Origin of the sequence: Kitasatospora sp. NPDC059577 (genome assembly GCF_042735475.1) — a bacterium.
Lineage (GTDB): Bacteria > Actinomycetota > Actinomycetes > Streptomycetales > Streptomycetaceae > Kitasatospora.
In genome coordinates, this window is record NZ_JBHWBZ010000014.1 from 122,285 (window position 1) to 139,784 (window position 17,500).

At 74.6% G+C, this 17,500-nt stretch carries 13 protein-coding genes; 1 reads left to right on the forward strand and 12 read right to left on the reverse strand.

Features of this window, described 5'->3' with window-relative positions:
- Positions 1-99 precede the first annotated feature (99 nt).
- From ACFV0O_RS14715 to ACFV0O_RS14730, 4 genes are all read right to left on the reverse strand, one after another.
- Complete coding sequence (locus tag ACFV0O_RS14715) at positions 100-1,401, reverse strand: AI-2E family transporter (protein ID WP_380341142.1); 1,302 nt, start codon at positions 1,399-1,401, stop codon at positions 100-102.
- 37 nt (positions 1,402-1,438) lie between these two features.
- Positions 1,439-1,633 carry a DUF3046 domain-containing protein gene (locus ACFV0O_RS14720; RefSeq protein ID WP_360258452.1) on the reverse strand — a complete coding sequence of 65 codons (195 nt, stop codon included), beginning with the start codon at positions 1,631-1,633 and terminating at the stop codon, positions 1,439-1,441.
- The gene (locus tag ACFV0O_RS14725) at positions 1,630-2,235 is read right to left on the reverse strand and encodes a GNAT family N-acetyltransferase (protein ID WP_380341145.1); all 606 of its coding nucleotides are present in this window, start codon (positions 2,233-2,235) and stop codon (positions 1,630-1,632) included. The genes ACFV0O_RS14720 and ACFV0O_RS14725 overlap by 4 nt, the downstream gene beginning before the upstream one ends.
- Positions 2,236-2,301: 66 nt before the next feature.
- A complete protein-coding gene (locus ACFV0O_RS14730) occupies positions 2,302-3,855 on the reverse strand; it encodes a S8 family serine peptidase (RefSeq protein WP_380341148.1) in 1,554 nt (517 codons plus the stop codon).
- 220 nt (positions 3,856-4,075) lie between these two features.
- Between ACFV0O_RS14730 and ACFV0O_RS14735 the strand changes: the two genes are divergently transcribed.
- Positions 4,076-8,788 (forward strand): ATP-dependent helicase, encoded by a 4,713-nt coding sequence (locus tag ACFV0O_RS14735; RefSeq protein ID WP_380341151.1) that lies wholly within the window; start codon positions 4,076-4,078, stop codon positions 8,786-8,788.
- Positions 8,789-8,859: 71 nt separating this feature from the next.
- On the opposite strand, the gene ACFV0O_RS14740 is transcribed toward ACFV0O_RS14735, so the two are convergent.
- The 8 genes from ACFV0O_RS14740 to ACFV0O_RS14775 form a co-directional block, all read right to left on the reverse strand.
- Positions 8,860-9,132 carry a hypothetical protein gene (locus ACFV0O_RS14740; RefSeq protein WP_380341154.1) on the reverse strand — a complete coding sequence of 91 codons (273 nt, stop codon included), beginning with the start codon at positions 9,130-9,132 and terminating at the stop codon, positions 8,860-8,862.
- 82 nt (positions 9,133-9,214) lie between these two features.
- Positions 9,215-9,583 (reverse strand): helix-turn-helix domain-containing protein, encoded by a 369-nt coding sequence (locus ACFV0O_RS14745; RefSeq protein ID WP_049660741.1) that lies wholly within the window; start codon positions 9,581-9,583, stop codon positions 9,215-9,217.
- Between the two features lie 317 nt (positions 9,584-9,900).
- Positions 9,901-10,395 (reverse strand): CinA family protein, encoded by a 495-nt coding sequence (locus tag ACFV0O_RS14750; protein ID WP_380341157.1) that lies wholly within the window; start codon positions 10,393-10,395, stop codon positions 9,901-9,903.
- Between the two features lie 16 nt (positions 10,396-10,411).
- Complete coding sequence (pgsA, locus tag ACFV0O_RS14755; RefSeq protein WP_360258462.1) at positions 10,412-11,050, reverse strand: CDP-diacylglycerol--glycerol-3-phosphate 3-phosphatidyltransferase; 639 nt, start codon at positions 11,048-11,050, stop codon at positions 10,412-10,414.
- Positions 11,047-12,552: a 30S ribosomal protein S12 methylthiotransferase RimO gene (rimO, locus tag ACFV0O_RS14760; RefSeq protein WP_380341159.1), complete on the reverse strand. Its 1,506-nt coding sequence runs from the start codon at positions 12,550-12,552 to the stop codon at positions 11,047-11,049. Before rimO ends, pgsA begins: the two co-directional genes overlap by 4 nt.
- Positions 12,553-12,649: 97 nt before the next feature.
- Positions 12,650-13,513, reverse strand: coding sequence for a helix-turn-helix domain-containing protein (locus ACFV0O_RS14765; protein WP_380341162.1), 864 nt, complete (start codon positions 13,511-13,513; stop codon positions 12,650-12,652).
- Between the two features lie 296 nt (positions 13,514-13,809).
- A complete protein-coding gene (locus ACFV0O_RS14770; protein WP_380341165.1) occupies positions 13,810-16,488 on the reverse strand; it encodes a DNA translocase FtsK in 2,679 nt (892 codons plus the stop codon).
- Positions 16,489-16,635: 147 nt separating this feature from the next.
- Complete coding sequence (locus ACFV0O_RS14775) at positions 16,636-17,274, reverse strand: response regulator (RefSeq protein WP_360258511.1); 639 nt, start codon at positions 17,272-17,274, stop codon at positions 16,636-16,638.
- Positions 17,275-17,500 lie beyond the last annotated feature (226 nt).

Genomic DNA, 17,500 nt, shown 5'->3' on the forward strand with positions numbered 1-17,500 from the left:
TTTTCCACCAATCTCGCGCAATCGGGTTTTGTAGTTGGTGTCGTGGGCTGGGTGATGTGTTTAAGAGACAGGTCCGGCCCCGGGGCGACGCCCCCGGTCTCACTCCCCGTCCCCGCCGACCATCCGCCGCAGTCGCCGCGCCGCCTCCCGACGCAGCTCCCGCCGGGCCCGCCGCTGCTCGCCCCGGTCGATCCGGGGGTCGGTGGCCACCTCGTAGCGCCGCACGTACGTCCCGACGAAGCCCTGCAGGGTCGCCGCCGCCGGGATCGCGATCAGCGCGCCCACCGCGCCGAGCAGGGCAGCGCCCGCGATCACCGCGCCGAAGGCCACCGCGGGGTGCACGTCCACCGTCCGCGCGGTGATCCTCGGGTGCAGCAGGTAGTTCTCGACCTGCTGGTAGACCACCACGAAGACCAGCACCCAGAGCGCGTCCACCGGCTCCACGGTGAGCGCCACCAACACCGGCAGCGCCCCGGCCAGGTACGTCCCGATGGTCGGCACGAACTGCGACATGACGCCCACCCAGATCGCCAGCGCCACCGAGTACGGCAGGTCCAGCAGCGCGAACATCACCCAGTGCCCGGCGGCCGACACCACCGCGAGCAGCGCGCGGGAGTACAGGTAGCCGCCGGTCTTGGCGAGCGCGATCTCCCAGGCCCGCAGCACCTCTCCCTGCTTGGCGGGCGGCAGCACCGAACAGACCGTCCGGCGCACCCGCGGGCCCTCGGCGGTGAAGTAGAAGGTGAACAGCCCGACCGTGAAGGCCTGGAAGAGCCCGCCGATGACGGTGGAGGAGACGCCCCAGACGTTGTCGGCGGCCTGCTGGGCGTAGTTCTCGATGGTGCCGGAGTCCTTGAGCAGCTTCTTCTGGAGTTGCCCCAGCGACAGGTTCTGGTGGAAGGTCCGGTTGATCCAGCCCATCAGGTTGTCCACCAGGTGCGGCAGGTCCTCGGCGATCTTCGCCACCTGGTCGACCAGCAGCGTGCCGAGCGCTGCGAGGAAGCCGAGCACCGCGACCCCGACCGCGACGAACACCAGGAAGGTGCCGACCCCCCGGCGCACCCCGCGCGCCGCCATCCGGTCGACGGCGGGCTCCAGCGCGAGCGAGAGGAAGAAGGCCACCAGCAGCATCACGAAGAGGTCGATCAGCTGGCGGAAGGCCCAGTCGGCGAGCTGGAACAGCCCGACCAGGACGAGGAACAGGACCATCGCCCGGGGGAGCCAGCGCGGCATCCCGCCGCCCCACAGGACGCCGCCGCTCCCCCGCTCGCCGCGCCGCGCGTCGTCGCCCCGCGTACCGTCGGCCGGCCCGTCGGTTCCGGCCGGGCCGCCGTCCGCCCGCGCACCGTCGGCGACCCGCACCGCACTGTCCGAATTCTTCTGTTCTGCGCTGCTTGTCACCGGGACAGTCTGTCCCATTCCGGGAGGACCCCGGCGGTCAGCGCAGCAGCGTCGAGACCCCCTGGGTCTCGCAGACCACGCGCCAGACGTCCTTGGCCTCCCAGCCCGCCTCCAGCGCCTGGCTCACCGTCCGCCCGCCGAGCTCGCTCATCACGTGGTCGGTCGCGAACGACTCGGCGTACGCCTCGCCGAAGTGCGCGTGCATCCGTCGCCAGAACTCGGTCAGCCTCATGGCTCAAGTATCGCGGACCCGGCGCCGGCCTCCCGGGCCCGCCACTGCCCGGCCGTCAGCGCGTACTCGACGTCGCCGTGCTCGCTGCCGGGGATCGTCTCCGGGTGGTCCTCGTGGAAGGTGCGGACGAACGAGAGCCCGCTCTTCTCCATCACCCGCCGCGAGGCCGCGTTCACCGTCATGGTGTACGCCACCACCCGCTCGACGCCCGACCCGGTGAAGCCGCGGCGGACCAGCGCCCGCGCGCCCTCCGTCGCGTACCCGCGCCCCCACGCGGCCCGGCGCAGCCGGTAGCCGAGCTCGACCTCGGCGCGCTCGCCGTCCCTCGTCGGCCGGAACTCGAACCAGCCCAGGAACTCCCCGCCCGCCCGCTCGTGCGCGGCCCACCAGCCGAGGTCGCCGTAGCGGCGGTAGTGCTCCAGGTAGCAGGGGATCAGCGTGTCCTCGACCCACTGCCGGGAGCTCGGCCTCCCGCCGGTGAGGTGGCGCATCACCTCGGGGTCGCCGTCCAGGTCGACGAGCTCGTCGACGTCGGCGGGGGTGAAGCGGCGCAGCACCAGCCGCTCGGTGGTGAGGTGCACGGACTCGCCCGGATCGCTCATGCCCCGATCCTCACCTGCCGCCGGTCGCCCGGTCACCCGGTTTTCCACCCCGCGCGGTGCCCCGGCTCACCGCGGCAGCGTCAGCAGCCCCGCCCCGAAGTACTGCCGGTCCCCGCAGGCGTACGGCCCCGGCGGGCAGCCCGCCGCCGCCGTGCTCGCGAGCAGCGCCGCCAGCGCGTCCGAGCCGAGGTCCGGGTGCAGCGCCGCCGCCACCGCGACCGCGCCGGTCACGTGCGCGGCCGCCATCGAGGTGCCGGCCAGCGCCGCGTACTGCCCGCCGGGCCAGTCCGAGACGACCGCGCCCTGCGGGCCGCCATCCGGGTCTCCGCCGGGGGCGGCCAGCGAGACCCTGCCGCGTCCGTAGTTGGAGTAGCCGGACGGGTGGCCGTCCCGGTCGACGGCGGTGACGGTGACGACGCCGGGCAGTTCGCCGGGCAGCCGGACGCACTCGGTGCCCAGGAAGCGGGTCTGCGGGGGTCCGGAGACCCGGTCGTTGGGGCTGCGCTCGTCGGTCCGGGGGGCGCCGAGGTCCTGCGCGTCGTTGCCCGCCGAGGCGACCACCACCGCGCCCTTGCGCCGGGCGTAATCGGCGGCCCGGTCGACGGCGGCGATCAGCGCGGCCTGGTCCCGGTCCTCGGGGCAGTTGTACTTCCACGGGTCGGCGAAGTAGCTGTTGTTGATCGCCTTGGCGCCGTGGTCGGCGGCCCAGAGCAGCCCGCAGACGATGTTCTCGGCGTAGTACTGCCCGAGCGGCCCGAGCAGCCGGACGGCGCCGATCCGCACGCCGGGCGCGACCCCGGTGACGCCGCGGCCGTCCCGGGCGGCGCCGACGATCCCGGCCACGTGGGTGCCGTGGCCGCTCTCGCCCACTCCGGGGTCGGGCCGCCAGGCGCCGGTCCGGGCGTCGGGCCGGCCGTCGGCGCAGGAGGCGGAGGCCTTCGGGTCGACGGCGGCGCGCAGGTCCGGGTGGGTGTCGTCCACGCCGGAGTCCAGGACGGCGACCAGCACCCGGTGCAGCGTCCCGGGGTCGGGCACGCCGATCGCGGGGGCGCCGGCCGGCGCCGTGGAGGCGTCCCCGGCCCTGGGGGCGGTCGCGCCGAGCAGGGCGAGGTTCCAGGCGCCGCCCTCGGCCGGGTCCGGCACGGTGGTGGTTTCGCCGTCCCCCCGGTCGGCGGCGGCGTGGTCGGCGGCGGCCGCGGCGCGCCCGCCCCGGTCCGCGCCGGCCGTGAAGTCCCCGGCCCCGTCCACCGCCCTGGGCGGCGCCACCACCGGGGCGGTCCGGGTCGCGCCGGCGGCGGTGATCCCGGGCCGGGTCCGCACCCTGTCCGCGAACCCCGCGGTCGCGTACGCCAGGACGGCCCCGATCTGCGGGTACTCCTGCACCACCTGGCCGCCGGCGGCGCGGCTCTCGGCCCGGGCCCGGGCCGCCCCGGAGGCGTCCTCCTGTTCGGCCAGCACCAGGTAGCTCAGGTAGGGCCGCCCGGGCCCGGAGACGTACGGGACGGCGCCGCCCACCACCAGTGCGGTGAGCAGCATCGCGAGCAGCGCCCGGGCGGGTCCGCCGACCCGGCGGCGCCGGGCGGCGCGGGCGGGCCTGCCCGACGGGTACGCCTGCGCCATCGCACGGCCTCCGCTCGTCGGTCCGGTGGGTCACGGGTGGATCATGCTTCCGATTCCTCACCATATGAGCGGATTGTCGTTTCTGCTCTTCGGCGTACACCCCCACGCCACCCGCCGCGTACACCCCCTGCCACCCGCCGCGCGCACGCCCCACCGCCCGCCCCGCACCGCACCGCACCGCCGGCGCCCGGTTGTCGGTCCCACCCGGCACCATGGGGGCATGGCGCCCCAGCACCCGACCCCGCCCGCCGACGACCCCCTGGCCGGCTTCGCCCCCACCACCCGGGCCTGGTTCACCGGCGCCTTCTCCGCCCCCACCCCCGCCCAGGCCGAGGCCTGGCGCGCCATCGGACGGGGGACGGACGTCCTGGTCGTCGCCCCCACCGGCTCCGGCAAGACGCTCGCCGCCTTCCTCTCCGCACTCGACCGGCTCAGCAGCACCCCGCCCCCGGCCGAGCCCAGGCGCCGCTGCCGGGTCCTCTACGTCTCACCGCTGAAGGCCCTCGCGGTGGACGTCGAACGGAACCTGCGCGCCCCCCTGGCCGGCCTGCGCCAGGCCGCGGTCCGGCTTGGCCTGCCCGAGCCGGAGGTCCAGGTCGCCATCCGCTCCGGGGACACCCCGGCCGCCGACCGCCGCCGCTTCGCGACCCACCCGCCCGACATCCTGATCACCACCCCCGAATCGCTGTTCCTGCTGCTCACCTCCGCCGCCCGGGAGGCGCTGCGCGGCGTGGACACGGTGATCCTCGACGAGGTGCACGCGGTCGCCGGCACCAAGCGCGGCGCCCACCTCGCACTCACCCTGGAGCGGCTCGACGAACTGCTGGACCGCCCGGCCCGGCGGATCGGCCTGTCCGCGACGGTCCGCCCGGTCGAGGAGGTCGCCCGCTTCCTCAGCCCGCAGCGCGGTGCCGTCGTCGTCCAGCCGCCCGCCGCCAAGGACTTCGACCTCTCCGTGGTCGTCCCCGTCCCCGACCTGGACGACCTGCCCGCCGCCCCGGCCGCCGGCAGCGCCGCCGACAGCGACCCGCAGCGGAAGGCCTCGATCTGGCCGCACGTCGAGGAGCGGATCGTCGACCTGGTCGAGGCGCACCGCTCGACCATCGTCTTCGCCAACTCCCGCCGCCTCGCCGAGCGCCTGTGCAACCGGCTGAACGAGATCGCCCACGAGCGCGCCACCGGCACCGCCGTCCCCGCCGCGCACGCCCCGGCCCAGCTGATGGGCGGCTCGGGCGCCGCCAAGGGCTCTCCCGCGGTCATCGCCCGGGCCCACCACGGCTCCGTCTCCAAGGAACAGCGCTCGCTGGTCGAGGAGGAGCTGAAGGCCGGCCGGCTGCCCGCCGTGGTCGCCACCTCCAGCCTGGAGCTGGGCATCGACATGGGCGCCGTCGAACTGGTCGTCCAGGTCGAGTCGCCGCCCTCCGTCGCCTCCGGCCTGCAGCGGGTCGGCCGCGCCGGGCACCAGGTCGGCGCCGTCTCCACCGGCGTCTTCTTCCCCAAGTACCGGGGCGACCTCGTCCAGTCCGCCGTGGTCACCGAACGGATGCGGGACGGCCGGATCGAGGCGCTGCGCGTCCCGCGCAACCCGTTGGACGTGCTCGCCCAGCAGCTGGTCGCGATGACGGCCCTGGACACCTGGCCGGTGGACGAGTTGCTCACCGTGGTCCGCCGCGCCGCCCCCTTCGCGACGCTCCCGCAGTCCGCCTTCGAGGCCGTGCTCGACATGCTGGCGGGCCGCTACCCCTCGGACGCCTTCGCCGAGCTGCGCCCCCGCGTGGTGTGGGACCGGGTGGCGGGCACCGTGACCGGCCGCCCCGGCGCCCAGCGGCTGGCCGTCACCTCCGGCGGCACCATCCCCGACCGCGGCCTCTTCGGCGTCTTCATCGCGGGCACCACCGACTCCGGTTCGAAGCCGGGGAAGGGCGGTGGCGGGCGACGGGTGGGCGAGCTCGACGAGGAGATGGTCTACGAGTCCCGCGTCGGCGACGTCTTCACCCTGGGCACCACCTCCTGGCGGATCGAGGACATCACCCACGACAAGGTGCTCGTGACACCCGCCCCCGGGGTCCCCGGCCGGCTCCCGTTCTGGAAGGGCGACGCCCTCGGCCGCCCGCTCGAACTCGGCCGCGCCCTCGGCGCGTTCACCCGCGAGCTGGGCGCCCTCCGGCCCGAGGCCGCCACCGAGCGCCTCAAGCGGGCCGGTCTGGACGACTGGGCCGCCGCCAACCTGCTCGACTACCTCGCCGAACAGCGCACCGCCTGCGGCCACCTCCCGGACGACCGCACCATCGTGGTCGAACGCTTCCGCGACGAACTCGGCGACTGGCGGATCGTCATCCACTCCCCCTTCGGCGCCCAGGTGCACGCCCCCTGGGCGCTCGCGCTGGGCGCCCGGCTGCGCGAGAAGCACGGACTGGACCCCCAGGTCATGCACGCCGACGACGGCATCGTGCTCCGCCTGCCCGACGCCGACCTGCTGGCCACCGACTTCGACTTCGCCGGCCCGTCCGCACACCCGGGCCAGGCTCCGGACGAGGCCCCGGTCGGCGCCGACGCCGCCCTGTTCGACCCCGGCGAGATCGAGCAGCTGGTGACCGAGCAGGTCGGCGGCTCCGCCCTGTTCGCCTCCCGGTTCCGCGAGTGCGCGGGCCGCGCCCTGCTGCTGCCGCGCCGCAACCCCGGCCGCCGCACCCCGCTGTGGCAGCAGCGCCAGCGCGCCGCCCAACTGCTCGAAGTCGCCTCCGAGTACGGCTCGTTCCCGATCGTCCTGGAGGCCGTCCGGGAGTGCCTGCAGGACGTCTTCGACGTCCCCGGCCTGGTCGAGCTGATGGGCGACCTCGAATCCCGCGCCGTCCGCCTGGTCGAGGTCACCACCGCCGAGCCCTCGCCCTTCGCCCGCTCGCTGCTGTTCGGCTACGTCGCCCAGTTCCTCTACGAGGGCGACTCCCCGCTCGCCGAGCGCCGCGCCGCCGCGCTGTCCCTCGACTCCCGCCTGTTGTCCGAACTCCTCGGCCAGGCGGAGCTCAGCGAACTCCTCGACCCGCAGGTGCTCGCCGAGCTGGAGGCCGAACTCCAGCGCCTCACCCCCGAGCGCCGGGTCAAGGACGCGGAGGGCGTCGCGGACGCCCTGCGCCTGCTCGGCCCGCTCACCGAGGCCGAGTTGACGGCCCGGGGAGCCGAGCCGCTCTGGGCCCTGGAACTGGAGGCGGCCCGCCGGGTGATCCAGGTCCGGATCGCCGGCGAGCAGCGCTGGGCCGCGGTCGAGGACGCCGGTCGGCTGCGCGACGCGCTCGGCACCCCGCTGCCGGTCGGCGTGCCCGAGGCGTTCACCGAGCCGGTCAAGGACCCGCTGGGCGACCTGATCGCCCGCCACGCCCGCACCCACGGCCCGTTCACGGCCGCCGAGGCCGCCGCCCGCCACGGCCTCGGCACCGCCGTCGTCGCCGGCACCCTGCACCGCCTCACCGCCGCCGGCCGCCTGGTCCAGGGCCGGTTCAGGCCCGCTGAGGACCACACCGCCCCCGAGTGGTGCGACGCCGAGGTGCTGCGCCGGCTGCGCCGCCGCTCGCTGGCCGCGCTGCGCCAGGAGGCCGAGCCGGTCCCGCCGCGCGCCCTGGCCGCCTTCCTCCCGCAGTGGCAGCACCTGGCCGGCCACCGGCTGCGCGGTCCGGACGGTCTGCTCCGGGTGGTCGAGCAGTTGCAGGGCGCCGCGCTGCCCGCCTCCGCCCTGGAGAAGCTGGTCCTCCCGGCCCGCCTCGCCGACTACTCCCCCGGTCTGCTGGACGAGTTGACGGCGGCCGGGGAGATCGGCTGGTGCGGTGCCGGCGCGCTACCCGGCAAGGACGGCTGGCTCAGCCTCCACCTCGCCGAGAACGCCCACCTGCTGCGCCCCGAGCCCGTCCCGCCCGCGCTCACCCCGCTGCACAGCGCCCTGATGTCGGCGCTGGCGGGCGGCTACGGCCTGTTCTTCCGCCAGCTCGTCCAGCAGCTCCCGGAGGAGACCCCGGAGCCCGAGGTCATCGAGGCCCTCTGGGACCTGGTCTGGGCCGGCTACGTCACCAACGACACCCTCGCCCCGCTGCGCGCCCTGCTCGGCTCGGGCCGGACGGCGGGTGCGACCGCCCACCGCGCTCCCCGGGCCACCCCGCGGGGCCGCTACGGCGGCGCCGGCCGCGCCTTCGGACGGGTCGGCGGCGCCCAGCGCAGCGGCCCGCCGACGGTGGCCGGGCGCTGGTCGCTGCTGCCGGCCCTGGGCACCGACCCGACGGTCCGGGCCACCGCCCAGGCGCAGGGCCTGCTGGACCGGCACGGCCTGCTCACCCGGGGCACGGTGGCGGCCGAGCGGGTGCCCGGCGGCTTCGCCGGGGTCTACCGGGTGCTGGCCGCGATGGAGGAGCGCGGCCGGGCCCGCCGGGGCTACTTCGTCGAGGGCCTCGGCGGCGCCCAGTTCGCCATGGAGGGCGCGGCCGACCGGTTGCGCTCGGTCAACGGCCGGCTGGAGCGGGCCCGGGCCGCCGAGTGGCCGGCCGCCCCGGCCGCCGAGCCACCGCAGGCGCTGGTGCTGGCCGCCGCCGACCCGGCGAACGCGTACGGCGCCGCCCTGCCGTGGCCGGAGCCGCCCGCCGCCCCCGCCGGCAAGGAGTCCACGGCCCACCGCCCGGGCCGCAAGGCGGGCGCGTTGGTGGTCCTGGTGGACGGCGAGCTGGCGCTGTACGTCGAGCGGGGCGGCAAGTCACTGCTGGCCTGGCCGGAGGTCGGCCCGACGCTGACGCTCGCGGCCGGCGCGCTGGCCGCCGCGGTCCGCGGGGGCGTGCTCGGCAGCGTCACGGTGGAGCGGGCCAACGGGGAGCCCGCCCTCGGCTCGGACCTCGGCCGAGCGCTGGAGGAGGCCGGTTTCCACGCCACCCCGCGCGGACTGCGCCTGCGCCCGTAGGCCGGCGCCGCATGCGCCCGGACGTGGTGGAGGCCGCGGGGTCGTGGACCCCGCGGCCTCCTCACGTCGAATCATCCGATCGGTGGCGGCTGTGCCTCCACCGGTCGTACCGCCTCCGCGCCCGGGCGACGGACGGGTCCGGTCGCGTTCCGGTCGGCATGGACCGGGATGAGACCGAGCCCCCAGCCTCCGGCCGCGAGCAGCCCCAGCGCCGCGCCGTCGGCCAGTTGTCCGCGGACGACCAGGAGCCACCAGGCGAGCCCGGCCGCCACCGCCGCCAGGACCCACCGCACCGGACGCCGTGCCCGGAGCAACAGCCGCGCCCGGGCCCGTATTCGGGCCACCGGGCGCACCATCGCGTCTGTCCGCACGACCGCGCTCCCTTCGCTCGCTCCGGGCGGGGGCGCCCGGGAGTCGAGGCCGGGATCAGGCGGCGACCACGTCCATCGCGGCGGCCTTGGGCGACATGTTCGCCCGGTCGGTGCCGGGGGCGGGCAGCGGAACCGGTTCGAGTACCGGCCTCAGCAGATCACCTTCGGAGAGGGTGGCCATCGCCGCAAGTTCGGCGAGCGACAGTTCGTCGCTGACCTCGCGCATGACCTCGGACATCCGGACGTCGAGTGCGTCGCAGATGGCGGAGAGCAACTCCGAAGAGGCCTCCTTCTGTCCCCGCTCGACCTCGGAGAGGTATCCGAGCGAAACCCTGGCGGCCGCCGACACCTCGCGGAGTGTGCGGCCCTGGCGCTGGCGCTGCCGACGCAGTACATCGCCCAGTAGGCGACGGAGCAGGATCATCGGTGCCTCCCTCCTCGGACTGCGGATCGAGATGTCACGACCCCACCGTACCGCCTTGCCCGCTTCGCGTGCGGGGACCCTGGTCGTGTTCACTCTGGGCTGCAAGGCTGTCCCCCTCCTCGTTCCGGTGTCCTACCCGGGTTCGCGGGCCCCTCGTGGTACCCGACTCGGGCCACCCGGCCACCGTCACGCAACTCGTTCGCCACCTGGTTTCTGCCCAACCAGGCCGTTGGATGTAACACGATCCTCCAGCTGTGCCATACCCGGGCGCCAGATCGGCAGGTCTCGGTTCGGTGGAGATCCGTCGGAGCGGCCCGTCATCGTGCGGGTCGTGGTGCGAGCCGGCCGACGAGGAGCTCGAGTGCGGCGGTCACCGCTCCGTGACGGATTGTGGCACGCCCTCCCGACAGCAGGGGCGAACTGACCAGAGTTCCGCCCGGGCCGGCGACCGCCAGGTGTACGGTGCCCACCGGCTGCCCGTCCTGCGGGTCCGGACCGGCCACCCCGGTCGTCGCGAGCCCGTACGTGGCCCCGAGCAGTCCGCGCACGCCCTCGGCCATCTGCCGGGCCACCACCGGGTGGACCGGCCCGTGCACGTCCAGCAGTCCCTCGTCCACCCCGAGCACGGAGGCCTTCAGCTCGGTCGCGTACGCGGTGACCGAGCCGCGGAAGGTCGCGGACGCCCCGGGGACGTCCACCAGCGCGGCGGCCAGCAGGCCACCGGTCAGCGACTCGGCGACGGCCAGCGTGCCGCCCTCGGCCCTCAGCGCGGCGTGCGCCCGCTCGGCCAGCCGGTAGTCGTGCTCCGCCACCCGTCTCCCCCGTCGTTCAGCGGTCCGCGCGGTCCGCGGCCCGTCCCTCGCGGCGCAGTCGCAGCGCCTGTCCGACGTAGTCCAGCGCGGTTCCGACGGTCAGCAGCACCGCCAGCCCCATCAGCACGGCCCGCCCGGTGGCCAGCCAGCCGGTCAGGGCCAGGACGTACATGCCGACCGCGGTGCCCTGGGTCAGTGTCTTGAGCTTGCCGCCGCGGCTGGCCGGGATGACCCCGTAGCGGATCACCCAGAACCGCATCAGCGTGATGCCCAGCTCGCGGGCCAGGATCACCACGGTGACCCACCAGGGCAGGTCGCCGAGCAGGGAGAGGCCGATCAGCGCCGAGCCCATGATCGCCTTGTCGGCGATCGGGTCGGCGATCTTCCCGAAGTCGGTGACCAGACCCTTGCGGCGGGCCAGTTCACCGTCGAACAGGTCGGTGATCATCGCGATGGCGAACGCGGCCCAGGCGACCGAGCGCCACTTGGGGTCGTGCCCGCCGCCGGCGAACAGGAGCAGCACGAAGACCGGCACCAGCAGCACCCGGATCATCGTGAGCACGTTGGCGATGTTCCAGATCCCCGGGGTCGGCGGCGCCGCGGCCGCCGGTCTGCCCGGGTGGGCCGCGGCCGGGGCGCCGGGCCCGTTGGTCATTCCCCGGCTCCCGGGGCCTCGGCCCCCGAAGTCCTGGGCAGTCGCACCTGCTCCAGCGCCTCGGCGATCAGGTCGACGCCCTCGCTGGCGACCACCTTGGCCCGCCAGAACTGCCCGACCGCGGGGGCCTCGACGCCCTCCAGGGTGGTGAGGCCGTCGGTCTCCGGGGCCTGGTGGGCGGCCCGGCCCTCGACCACCCCGTCCTCGACCGACTCGATCAGCACCTCGACCTCGGTGCCGATCCGCTGCTCGGCCCGCTGGGCGGTCATCTCCTCGGCGAGCCGGCTCAGCCGGTCCAGCCGCTCGGCGATGACGTCCTCGGGGAGCTTGCCGTCGTAGGTCGCGGCCTCGGTGCCGTCCTCGTCCGAGTAGCCGAAGACGCCGATCGCGTCCAGTCCGGCGTTCGTGACGAAGCGCTCCAGCTCGGCGAAGTCCTCGTCGGTCTCGCCGGGGAAGCCGACGATGAAGTTGGACCGGGCGCCGGCCTGCGGGGCCTTGTCCCGGACGGTCCCCAGCAGCTGCAGGAACTGGTCGGTGGAGCCGAAGCGGCGCATCCGGCGCAGCACGGCGGGCGCCGAGTGCTGGAAGGACAGGTCGAAGTAGGGCACCACGTCGGTGGTCCCGGTCATCGCGTCGATCAGGCCCGGGCGCATCTCGGCCGGCTGCAGGTAGGAGACCCGCACCCGCTCGACGCCCTCGATCGAGGAGATCTCGCCGAGCAGCGTCTCCAGCAGCCGGATGTCTCCGAGGTCCTTGCCGTACGAGGTGTTGTTCTCGCTGACCAGGACGACCTCGCGGACGCCCTGCTCGGCCAGCCACTGGGCCTCGTGGAGCACGTCGGAGGGGCGGCGGGAGATGAAGGAGCCGCGGAAGGCCGGGATGGCGCAGAAGGAGCAGCGCCGGTCGCAGCCGGAGGCGAGCTTGACCGAGGCGACCGGGTTGTCGTCCAGCCGCTTGCGCAGGGTGCGCGGCCCGGAGGCCGGGGCCAGGCCCTCGGGCAGGTCGGCGATCGGCTCGGCGGTGGCCTCGGCGCCGTGGCCGGGCAGCGCGACGGCCTCGGCGGCGGACTGCCGCTCGGCGGGGCTGATCGGCAGCAGCTTGCGGCGGTCGCGCGGGATGTGCGGGGCGTGGTGGCCGCCGGAGAGGATGGTCTGCAGGCGGTCGGAGATGTCGGAGTAGTCGTCGAAGCCGAGGACGCCGTCCGCCTCGGGCAGCGCGTCGGCGAGTTCCTTGCCGTACCGCTCGGCCATGCAGCCGACCGCGACGACGGCCTGGGTGCGGCCGTGCCCCTTGAGGTCGTTGGCCTCCAGCAGGGCGTCCACGGAGTCCTTCTTGGCGGCCTCGACGAAGCCGCAGGTGTTGACGACGGCGACGTCCGCTTCGGCGGCGTCGTCGACGAGCAACCAGCCGTCGGCTTCCAGTCGCCCGGCGAGTTCCTCGGAGTCCACCTCGTTGCGGGCGCATCCGAGCGTGACAAGGGCGACAGTACGGCGTTCAGGCATAGGCCCAAGATTAACGCGCGGCCTCCGGTGCCGTTCGCCCCGGAGGCCGCGAGCCACGAATCGGGTGATCACCACCGGGCCCCGGCGACCCCTGTGGTCAGCCCGCCTGCGGGTCTCCGGGGGTGTACGTGACGTGCACCACCTGCCCGTCCTTGCCGAGAAGGCCGAGGTCCTTGCCGTTGACGTACGCGTGCACGGCCCCGCCGTTGCCCAGCACCAGCTTGATCTGCTTGGGGTCGGTGAAGGTCTGGTCCTGGCCGTCGCTGATGTTGTTCTGGAACAGCGACTTGCCGCTGCTGTTCATCGCCGAGACCCAGCTGGTGCCCTCGGCGACCAGCTTCACGGTGACCTTGTCGGCCGGGACGGCGGCGATGGCGGCGGCGCTCGGCGCGGGCGCCGGCGGCTGGACGGCGGGCGTCGCGGCGGGGGCGACCGAGCCGGTGCCGGAGCCGCTGGGCAGCGGCGCGCTGGCGGACCCGGTGCTGCCGTGCCCGCCCTTGCCGCTGACCAGGTTGAAGCCGATCAGGGCGACCACGGCGACGATCGCGGCGACCATGGCGGCCGCCCAGTTCGGCCGGCCGCGGCTGGGCACCTTGATCGGGCCGCTGTCGACCAGCTGGCTCGCCGGGCGCTTGGCGGCGGGCGGGCCGCCGTGCGCGGCGTCGTAGCGGGCGACCAGCTCGTCGCCGTCGACGCCGACGGCGCGGGCGATCAGGCGGATGTGTCCGCGGGCGTAGAAGTCGCCTCCGCAGCGGCCGAAGTCGTCCTCCTCGACGGCATGGACGATCGGCACCCGCACGCGGGTGGCGGTACTGACCTGGTCCACCGTGAGTCCGGCGTCGATCCGGGCGGTGGACAGCACCCGGCCGATGCTCGGGGCATCGGCCGCCTGCACCGCGTCTTCGGTCGGCGCGACGGACGACGGGGCGTTTTCACGGTCGGGGGACTTGCCGATGGTCACGGGGCACGCCTTTCGAGCGGATGGCCACCTGCTGGGGAACAGTCTAGGGGCGGGGGCGGATCGTTTCTCAAGCGGAGCGGGCCGAATGCGCACACCCGCTCCGGCCGGGGTCCGGAACCGCGTTGACCGGTCGTCAGCGGAGCCGCGCGCGGGGACCCCGGGGTTCGCCTTCCGGGCTGTGACGCGGTGTACGGACGGCCGGTTCCCGGGGCCCGCCGACGCTCCTCCGAACGAGTGACACCCCCTCCGGGGCACGGGGCCGTCCGGCGCACGGGGGCGGCGGACGGCACGGCCCGTCAGCCCCGCAGGGTCACCAGCACCCCGTCCAGCTCGTCCGGCTTCACCAGGACGTCGCGGGCCTTGGAGCCCTCGCTGGGGCCGACGATCCCGCGGGACTCCATCAGGTCCATCAGCCGGCCCGCCTTGGCGAAGCCGACCCGGAGCTTGCGCTGGAGCATCGAGGTGGAGCCGAACTGGGTGGAGACGACCAGCTCGGCCGCCTGGATCAGCAGGTCCAGGTCGTCGCCGATCTCCTCGTCGATCTCCTTCTTCGGCCCGCCGCCGACCACCACGTCGTCCCGGTAGGCGGCGGCCAGCTGGTCCTTGCAGTGCTGCACCACCTTGGCGATCTCCGCCTCGGTGACGAACGCGCCCTGCATGCGGATCGGCTTGCTCGCGCCCATCGGCAGGAAGAGCGCGTCGCCCTTGCCGATGAGCTTCTCCGCGCCGGGCTGGTCCAGGATGACCCGGGAGTCGGCCATCGCGGAGGTCGCGAAGGCCAGCCGGGACGGCACGTTGGCCTTGATCAGACCGGTGACGACGTCCACCGAGGGCCGCTGGGTGGCGAGCACCAGGTGGATGCCGGCCGCGCGGGCCAGCTGGGTGATCCGGACCACCGAGTCCTCGACGTCGCGCGGCGCGACCATCATCAGGTCGGCCAGCTCGTCGACGATCACCAGCAGGTACGGGTACGGCCGCAGCTCCCGCTCGCTGCCGGGCGGCGGGGTGACCTTGCCGGAGCGCACGGCCGCGTTGAAGTCGTCCACGTGCCGGAAGCCGAACGCCGCGAGGTCGTCGTAGCGCATGTCCATCTCGCGCACCACCCACTGGAGGGCCTCGGCGGCCTTCTTGGGGTTGGTGATGATCGGTGTGATCAGGTGCGGGATGCCCTCGTACGCGGTCAGCTCGACCCGCTTGGGGTCGACCAGCACCATCCGCACCTCGTCCGGGGTGGCCCGGGCGAGGATCGAGGTGATCAGGCAGTTGATGCAGGACGACTTGCCCGCGCCGGTCGCACCGGCCACCAGGATGTGCGGCATCTTGGCGAGGTTGGCCATCACGGTGTGGCCCTCGACGTCCTTGCCCATGCCGACGACCATCGGGTGCGTGTCCTCGGCGGCCGTGCGCGAGCGCAGCAGGTCGCCGAGGTTGACCATCTCGCGGTCCCGGTTGGGGATCTCGATGCCGACCGCGGACTTGCCCGGGATCGGGCTGATGATCCGCACGTCCGGGCTGGCCACCGCGTACGCGATGTTCTTGGCGAGGGCGGTGATCCGCTCCACCTTGACGGCCGGGCCGAGTTCGACCTCGTAGCGGGTGACCGTCGGGCCGCGGGTGAAGCCGGTGACCCGGGCGTCCACCTTGAACTCGGCGAAGGTGCCGGAGAGCTGGGCGACCACCTCGTCGTTGAGGGCGCTGCGGGCCTTGGCCGGTCCGCCGCGCTCCAGCAGGTCGAGGGAGGGCAGCGCGTAGCCGGCGCCCTCGCCGAGCCGGAGCTGCTCCATCCGCACCGGCGCCGGGCCGTGCTCCTCGGGCGCGCCAGGACCGCCGTTGCGGGCGGCCGGGACCGCGGGCTCCTCCGGCGGTGCGGTGTGGTCCTGCACCTGGTGCATCATGTCCGCGACCGCGGAGGAGGCGGGCACGCCGTAGACCAGCGCGCCGTCGAGGTCGGCGGCCGCCCCGGCGGCGAGGTTGCGGGTGGCGTACGGGTCCAGCGGCTCCTTGTCCAGGGAGACCCGGACGGCCTCCGCCGGGTCGTCCGGGTCGGCCTGCTTGCGCCGCCGGCGGCGCCGGCGGGCGGCCACCTCGTCCGTCGGGTCCTCGGCACCGGTGTCCACCGTGAACGGCAGCGCGTCGGGGTCGGCGTCCTCCGGCGGTTCGGTGGACAGCTCGCGCTCCGGCGCACGCCCCCTGCGCAGCTCGTCCTCCGGCCCGGGCTCGACCACGCCGAGCCGTATGCCCGCCCACCGGACCCGCTCGCCGATCCGGTTGACGGGCGTGGCGGTGACCACCAGCAGGCCGAAGAAGGCCAGCAGCAGGAGCAGCGGAACGGCCAGCGCCGGCCCCGCGGCGGCCATCATCGGGGTGGACGCGGCCCAGCCGACGATGCCTCCGGCCGCCCTTATCCGGGAGGCGCCGCTGCCCATCATGGGCGCGCCGCAGCCGATGTGGACCAGGCCGAGGACGCCGACCAGCAGCGCGCTCAACCCGATCACGATCCGGCCGTTGGCCTCCGGCAGTTCCGGATGGCGCCAGAGCCGGATCGCGATCGCCGCCAGCAGGAACGGCACCAGCACGTCGAGCCGGCCGAACAGCCCGGACACCACGGCGGTGGCGGCCTCGCCGAGCCAGCCCTGCGGGCTGAACCAGGTGCCGGCGGCGGTCACCAGCGCGAGCCCGAACAGCAGCAGGCCCGCCCCGTCCTTGCGGTGGGCCGGGTCGAGGTTCTTGGCCCCGTCACCGAAGCCCCGGAAGATCGCGGCGATCGGACTCGCGACGGCGTTGAGGGCGCTCATCAGCACCGACCTGGACGGCGGCGCCGGCGGGGCCGCCTTGGCCGCCGCCCGCTTCGCGGGAGCCGCCCTCTTCGCCGCCGCCTTCTTCGCGGGCGGCTTGCCCGGGGCTTTCGCCGCGGCCTTCTTGGACGGTCCCGGACTCGTCTTACGTGCTGCGTTCCCGGGCGTGCGAGTGGCCATGGGTCAGCAGCCTACCGGTGTGGACCACCGGTGCACATGTGCCTGAGCCGGGGCGCCCACACGTGTCGCAGACACACCGTCACGCTGACCGGGATTCACCCGACCGCCGCACGGAACCACTCGGACGAGTGAACGTGCGGCAGCGGATCAGGAGCTTCCGGGGCGCATCGCGTCCAGCGCCCGGCGCAGCGCCACCAGCTTGCGCTCCAGGTGCGCGGCGGTCGCCGCCACCCCGGCGTCCTCGACCCCGTCCAGCTGCTTGCCGAGCGACTCCGCCTGCTCCTCGACCGCCGCCAGCCGGGCCGACAGCTCGCCCAGCAGGGCCCCGCCGAGGGCCGGCTCGCCGCCGCCCGCCTCCAGCTGCAGCCGCAGCAGCGCGGCCTGCTCCTTCAGCTGGCAGTTCTTCACGTAGAGGTCGACGAAGACGGAGACCTTGGCGCGCAGCACCCACGGGTCGAAGGGCTTGGAGATGTAGTCCACGGCGCCGGCCGCGTAGCCGCGGAAGGTGTGGTGCGGGCCGTGGTTGAGCGCGGTCAGGAAGATGATCGGGATGTCCCGGGTGCGCTCGCGGCGCTTGATGTGGGCGGCGGTCTCGAAGCCGTCCATCCCGGGCATCTGCACGTCCAGCAGGATCACCGCGAAGTCGTCGGTGAGCAGCGCCTTGAGCGCCTCCTCGCCGGAGGCCGCGCGCACCAGCGTCTGGTCCAGCGCCGAGAGGATCGCCTCCAGCGCCAGCAGGTTCTCCGGTCGGTCGTCGACCAGGAGGATCTTCGCCTTCTGCATCAGGGCCCGCCCTCCTGTCGCCTGCCTGCCGCCCGGTGCGGGCACCCGCGTACTGCCCACCGCTACCCCGGTCATGCTAGCCGCACCCCCTCGCCCGGCACACCGCCCCGTCGTGACCCGATCCGGAACGGCGTACAGCCAGTGCACCGGCGCACGCTCAGCAGGGCGTCGCCGTCCGGTCACTGTTCGCAACGATCGGTGACCCTACCGGGTTCCCGGGCCCGTCCGC

Bases quoted from the DNA above. Each gene is read 5' to 3' on its own strand.
- ACFV0O_RS14725 (WP_380341145.1), bottom strand. From the start codon at position 2,235: ATGAGCGATCCGGGCGAGTCCGTGCACCTCACCACCGAGCGGCTGGTG.
- ACFV0O_RS14735 (WP_380341151.1), top strand. From the start codon at position 4,076: ATGGCGCCCCAGCACCCGACCCCGCCCGCCGACGACCCCCTGGCCGGC.
- rimO (WP_380341159.1), bottom strand. From the start codon at position 12,552: ATGCCTGAACGCCGTACTGTCGCCCTTGTCACGCTCGGATGCGCCCGC.
- ACFV0O_RS14720 (WP_360258452.1), bottom strand. From the start codon at position 1,633: ATGAGGCTGACCGAGTTCTGGCGACGGATGCACGCGCACTTCGGCGAG.
- ACFV0O_RS14730 (WP_380341148.1), bottom strand. From the start codon at position 3,855: ATGGCGCAGGCGTACCCGTCGGGCAGGCCCGCCCGCGCCGCCCGGCGC.
- ACFV0O_RS14745 (WP_049660741.1), bottom strand. From the start codon at position 9,583: ATGATCCTGCTCCGTCGCCTACTGGGCGATGTACTGCGTCGGCAGCGC.
- ACFV0O_RS14770 (WP_380341165.1), bottom strand. From the start codon at position 16,488: ATGGCCACTCGCACGCCCGGGAACGCAGCACGTAAGACGAGTCCGGGA.
- pgsA (WP_360258462.1), bottom strand. From the start codon at position 11,050: ATGACCAACGGGCCCGGCGCCCCGGCCGCGGCCCACCCGGGCAGACCG.